The 16,764-nt window shown below is 49.8% G+C and carries 12 protein-coding genes; 3 read left to right on the top strand and 9 right to left on the bottom strand.

What is annotated here, in order from left to right; genetic code table 11:
* Positions 1-35 precede the first annotated feature (35 nt).
* Together trxB and aat are read left to right on the top strand one after the other, a co-directional pair.
* On the top strand, positions 36-989 hold the full coding sequence (gene trxB / locus ABXJ76_RS03500) for a thioredoxin-disulfide reductase (protein ID WP_432744139.1): 954 nt from the start codon (positions 36-38) through the stop codon (positions 987-989).
* 81 nt (positions 990-1,070) lie between these two features.
* Complete coding sequence (gene aat / locus ABXJ76_RS03495; protein WP_432744137.1) at positions 1,071-1,766, top strand: leucyl/phenylalanyl-tRNA--protein transferase; 696 nt, start codon at positions 1,071-1,073, stop codon at positions 1,764-1,766.
* A 10-nt stretch (positions 1,767-1,776) separates the two neighbouring features.
* Here aat and ABXJ76_RS03490 read toward each other — a convergent pair whose 3' ends face one another.
* Together ABXJ76_RS03490 and ABXJ76_RS03485 are read right to left on the bottom strand one after the other, a co-directional pair.
* Positions 1,777-3,147: an HDOD domain-containing protein gene (locus tag ABXJ76_RS03490; protein ID WP_432744136.1), complete on the bottom strand. Its 1,371-nt coding sequence runs from the start codon at positions 3,145-3,147 to the stop codon at positions 1,777-1,779.
* A 220-nt stretch (positions 3,148-3,367) separates the two neighbouring features.
* Positions 3,368-3,613, bottom strand: a complete 246-nt coding sequence (locus ABXJ76_RS03485; RefSeq protein ID WP_432744134.1) for a CBS domain-containing protein — start codon at positions 3,611-3,613, stop codon at positions 3,368-3,370.
* 425 nt (positions 3,614-4,038) lie between these two features.
* On the opposite strand from ABXJ76_RS03485, the gene fusA reads away from it, so the two are divergent.
* Positions 4,039-6,123, top strand: a complete 2,085-nt coding sequence (gene fusA / locus ABXJ76_RS03480) for an elongation factor G (RefSeq protein WP_432744133.1) — start codon at positions 4,039-4,041, stop codon at positions 6,121-6,123.
* Between the two features lie 410 nt (positions 6,124-6,533).
* Here fusA and ABXJ76_RS03475 read toward each other — a convergent pair whose 3' ends face one another.
* Genes ABXJ76_RS03475 through ABXJ76_RS03445 form a run of 7 tightly spaced genes read right to left on the bottom strand, consistent with a single transcriptional unit; the run spans position 6,534 to position 16,763 of the window.
* Positions 6,534-7,226, bottom strand: coding sequence for a type II secretion system protein (locus ABXJ76_RS03475; protein WP_432744131.1), 693 nt, complete (start codon positions 7,224-7,226; stop codon positions 6,534-6,536).
* Positions 7,227-7,242: 16 nt separating this feature from the next.
* Positions 7,243-8,436: a hypothetical protein gene (locus tag ABXJ76_RS03470; RefSeq protein ID WP_432744129.1), complete on the bottom strand. Its 1,194-nt coding sequence runs from the start codon at positions 8,434-8,436 to the stop codon at positions 7,243-7,245.
* Positions 8,433-9,704 (bottom strand): type II secretion system protein, encoded by a 1,272-nt coding sequence (locus tag ABXJ76_RS03465; RefSeq protein WP_432744127.1) that lies wholly within the window; start codon positions 9,702-9,704, stop codon positions 8,433-8,435. The genes ABXJ76_RS03470 and ABXJ76_RS03465 overlap by 4 nt, the downstream gene beginning before the upstream one ends.
* Positions 9,701-12,391, bottom strand: coding sequence for a type II secretion system protein (locus ABXJ76_RS03460; protein WP_432744125.1), 2,691 nt, complete (start codon positions 12,389-12,391; stop codon positions 9,701-9,703). The genes ABXJ76_RS03465 and ABXJ76_RS03460 overlap by 4 nt, the downstream gene beginning before the upstream one ends.
* Positions 12,388-13,647: a type II secretion system F family protein gene (locus ABXJ76_RS03455; RefSeq protein WP_432744123.1), complete on the bottom strand. Its 1,260-nt coding sequence runs from the start codon at positions 13,645-13,647 to the stop codon at positions 12,388-12,390. Before ABXJ76_RS03455 ends, ABXJ76_RS03460 begins: the two co-directional genes overlap by 4 nt.
* 18 nt (positions 13,648-13,665) lie before the next feature.
* Positions 13,666-15,321 (bottom strand): GspE/PulE family protein, encoded by a 1,656-nt coding sequence (locus tag ABXJ76_RS03450; protein WP_432744121.1) that lies wholly within the window; start codon positions 15,319-15,321, stop codon positions 13,666-13,668.
* Positions 15,318-16,763, bottom strand: coding sequence for an AAA family ATPase (locus ABXJ76_RS03445; RefSeq protein WP_432744120.1), 1,446 nt, complete (start codon positions 16,761-16,763; stop codon positions 15,318-15,320). The genes ABXJ76_RS03450 and ABXJ76_RS03445 overlap by 4 nt, the downstream gene beginning before the upstream one ends.
* Between the last annotated feature and the right edge of the window lies 1 nt (position 16,764).

The raw sequence follows: 16,764 nt of genomic DNA, 5'->3' as shown, positions 1-16,764 counted from the left end.
TTTTTTTCCCGCCTTTCCCCTGCACAGGATTTTTAATGAGTGATTCCAAACATTACCGCCTTTTGATTCTCGGCTCCGGCCCCGCCGGTTATACCGCTGCAATCTATGCCGCACGCGCCAACCTGAAGCCGGTTATCATTACGGGCATGCAACAAGGCGGTCAGTTAACGACGACAACCGAAGTTGATAACTGGCCGGGCGACGTTGAAGGCTTGCAAGGGCCGGAACTGATGGAAAGAATGCTTAAACACGCCGAACGCTTTGCTACTGAGATTATTTTCGATCACATACACACGGCTGACTTATCCGCCAGACCTTTTACCTTAACCGGCGATTCCGGCACTTACACCTGTGATGCGCTGATTATTTCGACCGGTGCTTCAGCGCGATATTTGGGCCTGGAATCTGAAGAAGCCTTCAAAGGCAAAGGTGTTTCCGCTTGCGCCACCTGCGACGGTTTTTTCTACAAAAACAAACCTGTTGCGGTCATTGGCGGCGGCAGTACCGCCGTTGAAGAGGCGCTTTATTTAGCCAATATTGCATCCAAGGTCATTGTGGTACACCGCCGCGACAAATTTCGCTCCGAAAAAATCCTCTCTGACAAGCTGATTGAAAAGTCGAAAAACGGCAATGTCATTATCGAATGGAATTATCAGCTTGATGAGGTACTGGGCGACGACATGGGCGTTACCGGTCTTAGAATTAAAAATACCCTGGACGGCTCGACCAAAGATTTGGAGGCGCATGGCGTATTCATAGCCATCGGTCACACCCCCAACACCGGTATTTTTGAGGGTCAACTGGATATGGATCACGGCTATATTAAAGTCAAAAGCGGCATCCACGGAAACGCCACCGCAACCAGCGTTGAAGGCGTATTTGCTGCAGGCGATGTGATGGATTCCGTTTATAAACAGGCTATTACTTCAGCTGGTGCAGGCTGTATGGCAGCGCTGGACGCAGAAAAATTCCTTGATGAATTGGCTTAAAATCTGGCAAAAAACAAAAGGCCCACGGCGCAAAGACCAGCCGCTAAATCAAGCTGGCTTTAGCCATATCCCCATTCCTAAATGCGACTAACTGTTCTCGACCCCAACAACCCTGACCAGGATTTTCCCTTGGTAAGCAAAGCCCTCCAAGAACCGGACGGCTTGCTTGCAGTCGGTGGCTGCCTGTCCCAACATCGACTGTTAACCGCCTACCGGCATGGCATATTCCCCTGGTATAACCCCGGCGAACCTATCCTGTGGTGGTCGCCTGACCCGCGCTTAGTTTTATTTCCCGATAAACTGGTTATTTCTCGCAGTTTGCACAAAACCCTGCGTAAAAATATCTTTTCAGTCACCTTTGACCGAGCTTTTAATGACGTTATTGCGGCCTGCGCAGATCCCCGTAAAGACGCTGCCGGCACCTGGATAACAGACGAAATCAATGCAGCGTACAATCAACTGCACCAAGCCGGATTTGCCCATTCGGTTGAAGCCTGGCTAGACGATGAACTGGTTGGAGGATTATACGGCGTCGCTATCGGGCAGGTTTTTTTCGGCGAGTCGATGTTTCGCACCAGAACCGATGCCTCCAAAGTGGCCTTCGCCAGCCTGGTTAAACAGCTTAACGCCTGGGGCTACCAGTTGATAGACTGTCAAGTGCGCACCAATCATTTGGAAAGCTTGGGTGCCGAGGAAATTAGTCGAGATTCTTTTACCACATTACTCGATCAGCACTGTGATGCCCCTGTCCTGTCATCGGCCTGGCAAGCTCAATAACTGTGCACCATTAACCGCGCTGTAATCGATAAAGTGTCAGACCTATGTTTGCCTGTTGAGTAAAATATTTAAAGCCAGTGAAATCTTCGTCGTTTAACGGTTCTCTACTCAACCCGCGATCCGCATAAATCAAACCAATCGGTATTTTATTGAAAAAAATAGGCATCATAAAACATTCGTTTTTTCCAACCGCATTAATATCCCGTAGCGTGTACATCTTGACATTAACCGAAGGTTTAGCCCAGAAAGCTTGGGTGCCAGACAACGTGTGAAAAAAAATATTGGCAGGTGTTTCCATGACATGAAAAATGACCTTGTGCTCATAGCTGTCTTTGCGCCAGCCCAATGACAGTTTTTCTTTAAGGGACTGCTTATCTGCAACTAACAGGGAAAAAATGGTTCGATCCATACCGACACCCCGATGAATCCCCTCAAGCACCGTCTCCAGTAACAAGTTAATATCAAACCGATCACTTATTATTGACGTTATATCCTGTGAAATCTGAAATTGCAGTTGTTTTTTATCAAAAGCCGGCAACAATTCTTCAAAATCGATAGAGTGATTGAGGCGACTTTGAATAAGCATTGCCGCGTCAGTGGCCCCAAATTGGCAGGCAATATCGAACGCAGTACTGGTATTATCTCGAAGCTTTTCAGTAATAACTTTTTGCGATTGATGGGTAAGCACTTCAATTTTTCTGATACAAGCCTCATATTTTTTTGAACCGGTACCTTCTTTTAACGCCTCGGTAATTTCATAACCTAATTGAACCAAGCCGACACGGGGATTTTTGTTCAATGCCTTTGGCTTGATCGATTCTTCAACCAAATTGCCTAATTTCCAAGCTTTGCTTAAAGAAGCGCCCAAGTCTATTAACTTAAAGCCCAGCACTTTTTTCTCGGCGTCTTCGCGACTGTAATTTTCATCTTTTATCAGTGCTTGAATGCGCTCTCCCTGTTCACCGCAAAAACACCAAAAAGAAATACTGCCAATATGGTTAAGTAACGTGGCAATAAACACTTCTTCCGGCGATGCATCATTGATCGCAATCGCTATGGCTTTTGCGTGTACTGCGGCGTGAATGGCTTGAGCTATTTCTTCATTAGCCTGTTGTTTGTTGGTCGAAGATAAAATACTTTCCAAAAAAGAGCAAACCAGCGTTAATTCACGAATAACCTCAGAACCAATCATAATAATGGCCCGCGACACCGTAACCATTTTCTGGCGAGAGGGATTGTAATGGGGGGTGTTGCTGATTTTTAATAATTTAACCGTCAGATTCGGATCCTGCAAAATAACAGCGGCCAACTCCATAGCGCCTTTTCTATCATCGCTCAAAATATCATGAATACTTAATGCCGTATTAGAAAATATCGGCATTTCCTCATTACATAGCACATATGTCCATCCATTAAGAGAAAGCGGCTCCGCTATGATTTTAGGAGAGGCAACTTCCATTTCCATTATATTGAGACTAAGAAGCTCGTTTTTCGATGTCATTTAATTTTTTACCTGTCATACCGTAGGTCTTGCCAAAGCATCTATCTTTGCGGGCATCTCGCGCAAATCATGTTTTACTATAAAGGATATTCGTCACTACTCAGCCGTTAGAAAAATCAACCGCAGATGACGCTGAATTTAAAACTTTGAATAAGCCACGATCTGAAATGACCCCGACAAAAATTTTGTCGGATTCGCCTTCAACCAACAAATGATGAAAATAGACGTGATCGAAAATTTCCTTTATCAACCATAGCGCCGTATCCATGTTAATCGTAACGGGATTGGCGCTCATAATATCAGCGACAATCATAATCTGAAACTCTCCCGGTTTTGAATCGCACATATTACCCCAACAGGTCAGTCAATATAGCGGCTTTTTACGACTCAAGGCTTGGCCTTATTCACTATACCAACGCCAAATGACGCAATAGATTAAGCCATTTTAGCGTTACTACAAATAACGCATGGGTTTTCTATGTTTTTACAAAGTTTTTAGGTTAAAATAGCCGACTTTCGAAGCGGGACGAGTGAGTAGCGATGGTGACCCAAATAAACGCACCCCACTCGGCTTTGAGCTACCTGCCTGTATCCGACGCATTTCATCCACTCCGATGGCTATAGCCACCGCAGTCTTTAGGCTGAGTGACTGCGGTTATGGCATGTAGTCCACCGCCCCGGTACGAGCACTCAATAAGCACTCAATATTTTGAATGCTTATTGAGTGAGGTCACCAAAAAAGTTTTTTATGCCCAACTTTAGAGTAAAAACATGACAGATTTAGCGCATTACAGAAACATCGGCATCTTCGCTCACGTCGATGCCGGTAAAACAACGACTACCGAGCGGATTTTAAAGCTTACCGGTAAAATCCACAAAATCGGTGAAGTTCACGATGGCGCGGCAACCACAGACTTCATGGAACAGGAGCAGGAGCGCGGTATCACCATTCAGTCTGCGGCAACGACCTGTTTCTGGAAAGACTATCGTTTTAATATTATCGACACCCCAGGACACGTTGACTTTACTATCGAAGTTTATCGTTCACTGAAAGTTCTTGATGGCGGTATCGGTGTTTTCTGCGGCTCAGGCGGTGTAGAGCCCCAATCGGAAACCAACTGGCGTTATGCGAATGACTCTGAAGTTGCCCGAGTTATCTATATCAACAAGTTGGATCGCATCGGCGCTGACTTCTACCGCGTGGTTAAGCAGGTTGAAGAAGTACTGGGCGCTCACCCACTGGTCATGACTTTGCCTATCGGTACCGAAGACCAGTTCTCCGGCGTAGTAGACGTGTTAACGCGCAAGGCATGGATATGGGATGAGTCTGGCGACCCATTAAACTACACTATCCAAGACATTCCTGCCGACATGGTCGCTGATACCGAAAAATGGCGTGAAAAATTGATCGACGAAGTTGCCGATCAGTATGACGACGTGATGGAAAAATATCTTGAAGGCGAAGAACCCGATATCGACACCATCAAACGTTGTATCCGTAAGGGTACAATTAATCTGGATTTCTTCCCGACTTTCTGCGGTTCGTCTTTCAAAAACAAAGGCGTACAGTTGGTACTGGACGGCGTTATCGATTACCTGCCTTGCCCAACAGAAGTTAAACCACAGCCTGAAGTCGATCTGGAAGGCGTTCCAACCGGCACCTTTGCTATCGTCGATGAGAACAAGCCGTTACGCGCACTGGCATTCAAAATCATGGATGACCGTTTTGGCGCGTTGACCTTCCTGCGCATCTACTCCGGCAAACTGGAAAAAGGCACGTCGGTACTGAATACCTTCACCGGCAAAACCGAGCGTATCGGCCGTATCGTGGAAATGCATGCCGACATGCGTGCAGAGCTTGATTCTGCCCAAGCGGGTGATATTGTTGCGGTACTGGGCATGAAGAACGTGCAAACCGGCCATACCCTATGCGACCCGAAATTCCCGGCCACATTGGAGCCGATGGTTTTCCCTGATCCCGTTATCTCACTCGCGATTTCACCGAAAGATAAAGCCGCTTCCGAAAAAATGGGTATCGCGCTGGGTAAAATGATCCAGGAAGATCCCTCTTTCCACGTTGAGACTGATGAAGACAGTGGCGAAACCATTCTTAAAGGCATGGGCGAGTTGCATCTTGACATTAAAGTCGACATCTTAAGACGTACTCATGGCGTTGACGTTGTCGTCGGTAAACCCCAAGTGGCCTACCGCGAAACCATTACCAAATCGGTTGAAGACGAATATACCCACAAAAAGCAATCAGGCGGATCAGGCCAATACGGCAAGATCAACTACATCATCGAGCCAGGCGAGCCAGGTTCCGGCTTTGTCTTTCAATCAGCGGTTACCGGCGGTAACGTACCCCGCGAATACTGGCCTGCGGTTGAAAAAGGCTTTAAAAGCATGCTGGATAAAGGCGTTCTGGCCGGATTCCCTTGCCTGGACTTTAAAGTTATTCTGACTGACGGCGGTTTCCACGCGGTTGACTCCTCTGCGATTGCATTCGAAATTGCTGCAAAAGCGGCGTTCCGCCAATCGATTCCCAAAGCAGGGCCGCAACTGATCGAACCGATCATGAAAGTGGATACGTTCACGCCATCCGACCATGTCGGTGATGTTATCGGCGACCTTAACCGTCGTCGCGGCATGATCAAGTCTCAAGACGCTGCGGCAACAGGCGTTCGTATCAAGTCAGATGTACCGCTGAGCGAAATGTTCGGTTACATCGGCGACTTGCGCACCATGACCTCCGGTCGCGGCCAGTTCTCCATGGAATTCTCGCACTATTTACCGTGCCCGAAAAACGTGGCGGATGAAGTTATCAAAGAAGTGAACGAACGCAACAAAAAGAAATAAGCTGTAAATCCGGTAGGTTGGGTTGCCTGTTTTGGCAACCCAACCCATTGACAGACGATTGTCTAGCGGCTCGCTCAACAACAGCGGCTCCATACCCTGCCCTATCCCCTCTCGTGCATACACATCGTGTTCGTATCGACTGCAGTACCTTCGTTCAGATCACAAACTCTCTTCTTTAGCAGAAAAACGCGTAAAGCCCCTTCCTTCAGGCATAGCTATCTACACAAGTCACTACATCCTGGCTGGACTGGCTGCCCACGCACCCATTTAAGAAAAAAACATTTCCTCGTACCCTCGCGGGTGGCGTCCAAGCGCAAGCAAAGCTTGCACTCCCGTTGCAATAAGTCGTAACGATGGAAAACTGTCAAGCTTATTATATAGATACCCATGCCTTTAGGGCGCGGAGCATATCAAGGATTCATCAGCCAGTAGGCGGTGACTACGTCTACCTGAGATTCGTCTAAGGGCGGATTGGTAGCGGCGCCACTACCATATTGCCAGGTATTGTCTTTACTCCATTCCGCCGCTACAGGACTCGCTGCTGCGGCGATGGTAGATTGTCGAAATGAGCCAAAACTTGCATCAGAACTGCCGTCTATCATGCTATCCAGCATCCTCGCTAAATCAGGCGTCAGCCGATCAATAATCATCACGTTCTTCAGTTGCTGCACATAAACACCCGGCGCGGCACCGTTGACAGTCCAGCTCACGTTCTGAAAACAGACCGAGCTATCCTGAGGGTTGCCATTGCTATCCAAATAGGAATAATGCGTTTCGTAGCCGTTGGCCCGACCATTGGGCATTTGAACCCCGGCCGCCATCATCGCGGTACGCAGCTCAGTATCACATACAGCAGCGCCTCCCTGATTAACTTTGGTCGTCGGGGTTGTTGAGCTATCGCGAATCACAATGCCGGTACCGTTAAAATGAGCCAGATAAGCCAGTTCCCAGGCCCGCACAAACGATGACGCAAGCTTTTGATAAGACGCGCTACGTTGCAAATTGCTGCCAACGCTGGTTGCCGAGATCAGAATGCCGATGGCGATAATGACCAGCGTCAGTTCTAACAGACTAAAGCCCTGTTGTTTTAAAGGAGTAGACATACATTTATTCCGTTGTTTATCGTTCATAAATACCCGCCTGATCAGCTGCCTTGACATTGGTTTCCACTGAAGCATCCAGTGTCGTTAAAATAGGACTCACCGTATCGATTAAGCTAACCATTTTTTTAGTCAGTGGAATTAAATTCACCTCTAAATAAGATAGCCCTAAAGTGGCAGCCGTCACCCCCAACACATTCACAGCAACCGCCGCAACCGCCAAGCCCACGGCCACAGGTCCCGTCACATAAGGCCCCACCGGGGGTATTAACAACGTTGTCGCCGTGCCTGCTGGAATCAACGACGCCGCAGTCGCCAGCCCTGCCGAAGCCTGCAATAGCTGCGCTGCTGCAGTTGCCCTGCCGGCCTCGGCAAACTCAACGGCCAGTTCTAATTGCACTTTATAGTCCACCAATGCCTGCCGATAAATGGCCGTGGTACTTTTCGCATTCGGATGCGCATGAACGACAGCAGACAAGATACCGCTACAGCTCATCCACTCCCATATTTCATCAAAATACACCGCGTGAACCTGATCGTCGTAGTTGGCGGAAATTCCGCGATTCGGCAATCCAAACTTAACGCCCGCCACATTATAACCATCAAACAGATTGCCATCCTGATCGGCATCAATTGCGCCGGGATCCGCCAGAACGTAAGCGATATGGTGCAAAGTGGTGCCATCGGTAGTATGTGCATAAGTCGAATTCGCCGTAGCATCCCAGCCATTCGACAGCGCCCGGCACAAGTCCATATCGCTGGCATTCGCCAAGTTTTGCGATGCTGACGATAAAGGCGCGGCAGTCGTATAAAAAGGCTGGATACGATCTAATTTTTTATTTAATTGCGCATCTAGCGTTGTCGCTCCGGTTTTAGCAAACACCGCATAACGAAATTCCAGGCCTTCCTGATTACGCAGCTGTGCCGCCCTACCCAAAGTTTGATAAGGCAACACGCCATTGGTTAAGCTGCAATTTTCAACACCCGCTCCGCCTGCCGCTGCCGGACAAGGCAAGCGCCCATTGGCATAAATAAACCCACTTAAGGCGTTATCGGCACGCTGAAACAAGGCTTGCGCTTCTACGCTATCGGTCACTTTTTGGGTGTCGCGGATCACCGTGGTGGCGGCAATGACCAATAAACCCAGTACCACAATCACCAAAGCAAGTTCAGGAAAAGAGTAACCCAATTGAGATTGTCGTTGAATACTCATTGAAACCACCCCCGGTTATCGCTGGCAATGGCCGTTGTTAATTGCGTTTGGGTAAATACGCGTATCGATTCCTCTCTGCTCACGGCGTTTTGTACCTGTATCCAGGAAGCCTCTAATTGTTTTCCGAGTAATGTTTTTGCCTCATTAGCGGCTTGCAATTGCTGAACAGCCGTCACTGTGCTGTAGACGCCAATCGTAATACCAATAACAGTTGAGGCACCAATCCCGGAGAAACTGCCCGCTGCCAGCGCCAAGTCGGTCGCCAATTGGCCGGCGGTAATGGCCAAGCTGATGGTGCTGAACACAAATTGAAACTCATTGATTTGCACATTAGTCTGCCTGACAACGTACATAAAATCGCGTAAATAGGCATAAAAAACCGCCACCCGATACTCGTCGTAAGCGGCCCAGGCATCGCGTGCCGCCGCATTAACATTAGCCACTGCTGCCGGACAGCCTAAGGCACCGGCCAGCTCGGCAAAGCCCATGGCCAACACTTGGTCATCGTAGCGATCCGACAACGGAATGTCTGGCGAGGCGAATGTCTGGGTCAAGGGGGAGTTTTGCCCGTCGAACAGGTTGCCGTCCTGATCTTTATCAGCCACGCCGGGATCGACAACAACAAAGGCCGCATTTAAGCCTGTATTGACTTTTGTCGACCCAACTGCAGCTTGCGTGGCGTTGCGCAACGCAAGACAAAAATCCAGACCGTTACTGTGGCCTGCTAAAGCTTCCGTATTGGGACTGGTCAGTGCAGCGGGCGTGGGCGGCAATACCGGCATAGTCATACTGGTCAGATTGTAAATATCAGGCGCAGAGGGCTTGGTATGGGTGACAGAGCCTTTCACCGCAGGCGGCAAATACGGTTCAAAACGATTGGCAAGCACCGCCAAGTCAGCATCCAGCTTGAGAGTAACATGGCTGTTCCGGTACACGCCGTAACGGAAATCCAGACCGTGAGTATTGCGCAACGGCGCTGAAAGCCCCATGGTGCGCCAGGGCAGTAAGCCTATATCATTGCTCACGCCGCAGTCTTCCTGTCCATCGGTACCGGTATCAGGACAGGGCAAGCGATTATGCGCCACCACAAAGCCCATTAACGCCTCGCCGGCATCCTCTGCGCTCAAGCTTTGCTGGCCTGACAGCATCTGCCTGACCTGCGGTATCAGCGGAGGCAAGGCAAACACCAATACGCCCAAGACCGCCAGCGATACCGCCAGCTCGGTTAAGCTAAAGCCACGAACATGCTGTTTAGATGAAGGACTCATTGCGTAAGCCCCAATTGATCCGCCTGATTGAGAATAGGTCGCGCACCGGGAGTAATGCTAATCAATGTGCCGCTGCCACCGGGAATATCTGAGCAACTGCCCCACCAGCTGTAAGCCGCGCCAGAACCGGCACGCGTATAAGTAGCCGGATTGGCCGGCACCGTTCCCGTTTCCGGTGCCGTGGCCGCAATCTTATTCAGTATTAATGGCGGGGAAACCGTCGGCCATTCGGGCACCACCGCCAAACGTATATCGCTAGGGTCGCCACCCGCTGCCGCGCCATAGGTCTTTTTTTGCTGGCCGCATACGGTTTGCTCGACCATAGCGGCTGCACTTTTCCAGTTACTGAATTTTTGGATGGCCGACGATTCCAATCGGCTCGCCTCGCGTTCTTTTGCCAGCTGCTGTTGTTTAAGCATTAGTGCATTCTGGAATTGCCCGGCCAAGGTACAATCAGGATCGATGGTGTAAGTCGGCCACCAATATAACAAACTAGCCGAACCGATAAGATTTATAGCCGGGTTTGAAGTACACGTGGCTGCATCATTACCGCCGTAAGTAGCGACATCCCAGTCCTTTCCTGCCTGAACCGCAGCAGCCCATTGATTGACCGTAGTGGTCTTCACGGTATTCAGCGATGTTAGCGTATTATCGGCTGTCGTTTGGGCGCTTTGCCAGGCAATGTATTTTACATTTGATGTTGTGTAGCTGATTGCGTAAGGCGTCGTCGTTTGCGTAGTGGCGCAAGCCGTATCTTGGCTGCATTCTAATTTTTTGGCATCCGCCGCCGTTTGCAGGCTTGCCCAATTTGCATAAGCACTTTCATAGCTGCCTAGAGCGCTTATCGCTGTATCCAGAGCGGCTTTGGCGGTCGTAAAAGTTGCATTAGCCCCGGTAATATCCGCATTGGCCGCCGCAGTGGCGGAAGCCGCATAACCAGTAATGGCGCTATTGGCGGCATTAATATTGCTGATAGCGGTACTTACTACCGATGGTGTTGGTGAACTCAAGTCATTTATAAAACCGGCAATCGCCGCTGTCTTCGCCGTTATATTGTTGTTGGCCATGGTAATAGTTGCTTTATTGGGCGTAGCAATACCGGAATAAGCGGCAATACTGTCATTATTAGCCGTAATAATCGCGTTATTGGCATTGGTAATGGCAGTAATTTGTGCCGCCGTTACCGTGGTGCCCGGAATTGTGCTGTTCGATGAACCCGTTATAGTTGCCATTGACGCTATGGTGGCATTGGCCGCGTTAATAATCGCGGTTCTGACCGCATCACCGGTCGTAGTTATGGCCGTGTTATAAGCCACTGTCGCTTGATTTATCAAAGCATTTGCTTCGATACGCGCGGCATTCGCTGCAATCAGTTCAGTTAAATAGCCTTGGTAAGAGTCATCTCTGTTGTCAACCGCACTGGCCAACTGTTGCTGTTGAGATGCAATTAAATCAGGGCTAGGTGCACCGATTGCCGCCCCGGCCTTTTGGGCAACTTGGTCAAATAAAATAGCCGCTGCAATTTGCGCCGCCATCGCCGCTGTATTCAGTGCCACGGCAGCATAAGCCAAACCTAAGGCGGTGCCCGCCGAACCAAGCGCTGCGGCCGCAAGCGGAATCGCCGCGCAAGACACTACATTCAACCCCAGGGTCGCAGCGCAAAGACCGGTATGCAGAGCAAGCGCCACGGAGGCGGCGGTTGACAATTCCGTGGCCTCAACCACGGCGGCAATGGCCAGCGCCACTGAAAGACCGGCCGAGATGGCGCCCATAATGGAGTCTTGTACCGCCTGCTCAGCTTGATCTTTCATGGCCTGCTGCTGCGCCTTGACTTCATCGTCTACCGCAACCGTGTCGGCCAATATATGCAAACTCTGCATGGCGACTTCGCAACGCAAATGCTGATACACCTCGGCAAAACTGCGCGCCAGGGTCTGGTCATCATAGGTGGTTTGCGCAGGCGTGGCAGGACTGTTGAAACCGAACGAAGAGGAATTGTTTACATCGTCAAACACACCGTTCGCTCCCGCTGCCGCCAGCGCGTAGGCGACCGGATTGTCGGCACCGGCAGGCGGCTGGGTAAAAGTGTACGACGCGCTTGCCGCGTGGGTGCTGCCGTTTTTTAACGCCAGACATAAATCCAGCGTGCCGTGCCTCAATAAACCCGCGTCTTGATGGTTATTTAATGTCACCCCGGGACACACCGGAGCGGCGCTATCAGTGACGACAACATTGTCCTTATTGGTATCGTAGGAACAGTTATCGCTGCTGGTCGGCTCGAAGCGATTTTTATTGTCCGGTGCGGCCAAATCGGCATCGTTGCTTAATACGGCATCGGCTTTACGATACACGCCATAACGCAACGGGATTTCTCCGGCCGCATACGCTTTGGCAATCAAGCCGATAGTCAGATAAGGCAAACTGCCTTTGGCGCTGCCGCCACAATCTTCCACGCCATCGTTAGTGCTATCGGGACAAGGCAGGCGCCCGTGAATAGCGGCATAATGCAACAGCTGGCGATCGGCAACGGCCAGGGCATCGGCATTTCTTTGCTGTTGAAGCTGCGTAAAATGGTTGGTGGTTACTGAGAACAAGGCAACGCCTAAGCCCGCTGCCACGGTTAGCACTATGGCCAGTTCAAACAAGGAGAAACCCTGTTGTTTGGTTGTCAGCGGTGGTTGTTTCATCGGGCTGAGACCTGCTTAATTAAATCGTAAATCGGCAGTAAAAACACCACCACCATAAAAATAAAAAATGCACCGGCAATCAAAATCACCAGCGGTTTGACGATTTCAGTAATGGTGCTGATAGTGTAATTAAAGCGTCTGCCGAATTCTTCAGCGAGTACCCGTAATTGATAATCCAGGTTACCGCTTTGCTCGCCGACTTTGACTAGGCGCACCACCAGACCGGGGAACACGCCGGATTCACGCAAACCATTGCTTAGGGTGTTGCCGCGCAGTACCCCGGCACGAATGTCTTTTATTTTTTGCCGGTACATCCGGTTTTCCAGTGATTGCGCCATGATCTCCAGGCACTCCGCCAGATTAATGCCGGACGCGATCAGCAAGCTCAAATATTCGGTGATAAATGCCATGGCCGAGGCGCGAACCAGGATTTTGGTTACCGGCGCATGGTAGGCCAAGCGGTACAGGTTGTAACGCAACCATTCGCTTTGTCTGACCGTCAGCACGGTTAGCAAGACGATAAAAAGAATTAACTCGGTGTACAGCACTGCATGTTGGTTATAGGCGTGTATTGCCTTCATCACCGCGACGGTAGTTGCCGGCAATTGGACATGCATCTGCCGGAACATATCAAACACATTGGGCAACACATACACCGCCCAAAACCAGGCGGTAGCGGCGGTAGTGGCGATAATAAATGCCGGATAGATCATCACTTTATAAGTATCCTGCTTTAGCAGCACGATACGCTTTAAGTGCGCCGCCGAGTCCAACAGGGTGCGATCCAGCGTGCCGGAGCTTTCGCCAATTTTGATTAAATAACGCACCGTAGGCGGAATATTTTTACCGTACCGGTCTATCGCTTCGGTTACGCTCATGCCGGAACGGATAGAGTCGCGTAAATCCAGGGCTAAAAGGCTGCCTGCATTCAAACCGCCATCGTCTGCCAGTTCGGTCAATGCTTCGATAATGGGCAAGCCGCTTTTTAACATGAGCCCTAAACTGTGCAACAGTTCGGCAAGGTCTTCATCTTGCAGTTGCCGACCTCTGATCCATTCGATAGCGTTGTACAGATAGAGTATCCACAAGGGCAACTGGGTGACCTCAATAGCCGCGCCGGTAAAACGTTGTTCAAGATAAGCGCGCGCTGAATATTTGCTTTCATAAGGTAGCTTGATAAAGGCACGGCCATGCCTGCGCGCATTTTCTATGGCGCTGTAGTAAAACAAATTCATCACCGGCTTAGCCGTTGCCATCAGTTAGTCTCCATTGCCTTAGCGCCAAGAACCGTGGCCCATGACCCGCACCAGTTCAGCAACGGTGGTTTCGCCGTGAATTAAACGCTTTTTGGCAACATCTTCCATCGCGACATAACCGCATTCGCGGGCCGCCGCTGTCAATTCGCTCAAGGTACCCTCCCGAGCGATGGCATCGGCAAAACTGCTATCAACCAGCAGTATTTCGTAGATAGGCACGCGACCGTGGTAACCCGTCCAACGGCAGTGCCGGCAACCGGCACCCCGGTAAAAAGTGATGCCTTCGGTGATGTCCAGCCATTGCGGCAGGTCTATCTCGGTATCGTCGGGTTGTTTGCACTGGGTACACACGGTGCGCACCAAACGCTGATTGATCACGCCGATTAACGCTCCCGCAATGATGCGCGACGACACCTCCAGGCCATTAAGCCTTGGCAGCACACCAAAAGCGCTGTTCGCGTGCAGCGTGGACAATACCAGATGCCCGGTTTCGGCGGCTTGAATCGCTGCCCTTGCCGTTTCGGAATCGCGTATTTCGCCGACTAAAATGACATCGGGATCGTGCCGCAAAAAGTGGATGATGGCTTTATCGAACTGAAAGTCAGCCTTGCGGTTGACCTGTGTTTGTACGATAACCGGCATTTCATACTCTATCGGGTCTTCTATCGATAAAATATTTTTGCCGCCTAAAGCCTGTTTCTTAATACCGGCAAACATGCTGGTGGTTTTGCCTGAGCCGGTCGGGCCGACAAACAAAACAATGCCGTGAGGCTGGGCAAAAAAGTAATTCAATTTGTCCAGGTCTTCTGCCAAAAAACCGAGTTCCAGAAATGATTTAACATGCGAACCGCTGGGCAACAGCCGCATCACTACATTTTCGCCGAACCGGGTGATGGTGGTGGATACCCGAATATCGTATTGGGCTTGCTGCAACTGTAACGAAAAACGGCCATCCTGAGGCCTGAGATTGTCGGAAATATCCATATTGGAACGAACTTTGATGGACACTATCAGGCGGCGTAATTGTTTTTCTAAGGCCAAAACCGGGCGCAAGACGCTATCGACGCGAAAACTGATATGTATGGTTTTGTGGTCAGGCTGTAAATGAACGTCGGTTGCTCTTTCCGAGATCGCCAACATCAGAATGCAACGCAGCAACTCATCATTGGATAAAACCTGATCGGTGTCTGCGCTGAGTTTTTGAATTTCCTTGTCCAGCAAGGCCTCAAGCTGTATAGGTTCATGACTGTATGCGCTGCTGATCTCATCGAGCACAGCGCTGAACTCGGCTTGAATAGGCATCAGCTCAAGTCCGCAGCTACGGTGTATGGTTTTTCTGACCAGTCCGTGGTTGGCATTGCCAACCAGCGCTTCAATATAATGGCCGTTCCGACGTAACGGCAAAAACGCTTGCCGGCGGCACAGGTCATGGCTAAATTGAGCCAGCACCTCCGGATCAGGACTTAGCTCAAGACCTGAGCGATGATAGTCAATGCCGTGATGATCGGCCAGCGCCTGAGCAATGATTGCCTCAGAAACCACACCCAAACGGATCAATAATTCACCTAAATGCTCCTGGGTGACTTTTTGTTTTTGCAAGGCATAATCAAGCTGCAAACGGGTAATCACTTTGGATGCCAGCAAATGATCGCCCAAGCGCAATTTATGACTCATAAATCATCCGGCCTGATTGCGCACGACAAATCATAAGCCGTACCGTCGTCCATCTGGCCGGTCATCACCCGGCCTGAGCGTTGTTGAAACGCACTTAGCGCCTGCTGCGTCCATTGACCCATGATGCCATCGGCAGCCGTTGCTGCCAGTAAGCCTTGAGTGACCAAAATATGCTGAACGATACGGGTGTCTTCGGATGGCGTGGAAAAGGGTAATGGGGTTCCACTGATAGGAGAACGATAGAGCACCAGCTTCAGGCCATCGCGCCATTCAAAAACCGGCAGACCGGCACAAGTTGTTGTTGCAGCCGTACTGATCAAAGCCAGCTTGATGTCTGTTTCTTGTAATAAGGTATAGCGCAACCGGTTGATGGCATCGACATTGGGTAGCGGAAATGCCTGCAGATAATGATCCAATCCGTAAGCGGCGAGAAACAGCTGCCATTTTTGACTCGGAGCAGGAGCAGGTTCGGCAACGGCGGTGATAAGAACGCGCTTAGCTAACATCGTTGATAAGGTCGGCATCAAAAGATAACCGCCTAATAACAGCCCGCAGAGCGCGATAACCGAGGTGATCTTTACTCTATTGCGCTTCTTTTGGGGCAATAAACTCAGGTCTTTAGCCGCTTCCCGGACCAGACTGGCACTGATAGTTCTGCGCTTGTAGGCTAACAAGCCATACAAACAGCGATCCATCAATAGATTGATAATACGCGGATAGCCGCCGCTGTATTGGGTAATCAGACGAAGAGCGGCACCGGTTAATTGAATACCAACCGGTTGGCCGGTAACCGTTAAACAACGATCAATATAGTCACTGACTTCCTGCTGAGAGAAAGGCTTTAATTTGCAGTGCAAGGCAATTCGACTTCTTAATTGCCTGATTTCGGGTCTTGCCAAGGTGGTTAAAATTTCGGGCTGAGCCACCAGAAGAATTTGTATCAGCTTATCCTCGTTGGTTTCGAGGTTAGAAAGCTGACGTACTAACTCGAGACTCTCAATGGAAAGGTTTTGCGCGTCATCAATGATAATGATGCAATTTTTGCCCTTGGAAAACTCCGCCAACAAAAAATGATTCAGCGCTTCCAGCTGATGAATCAAACCGGGTTTTTTTGACTGGATACCCAAGTCTTGATTGATGCTTTCAATCAATGCCGAACCCTGTAAAAACGTATTAAACAATAAAGCTATGCTGACTTTACTATGATCCAACTCTTTGATTATTTTTCGTACTAACGTGGTCTTACCGATACCGACATCACCGGTGACCAGCAAAAAACCCTTGCGGATTTCAAGGAAATGCAAAATCTCGTCAACATGCGCTAACAATCGTAGCGGGGCGTAATAACGCTCCGGGTTTGGCGTGACTGGAAACGGAATTTTATCGAATCCGAGTGACTCCATATACAGCGGTTGATAACGAGATGTTACTGCAATAGCCATG

The sequence above is a fragment of the Methylobacter arcticus genome (assembly GCF_050917435.1).
Classification (GTDB): Bacteria; Pseudomonadota; Gammaproteobacteria; order Methylococcales; family Methylomonadaceae; genus Methylobacter_A; species Methylobacter_A titanis.
This window is presented reverse-complemented; position numbering and strand designations above follow the sequence as displayed.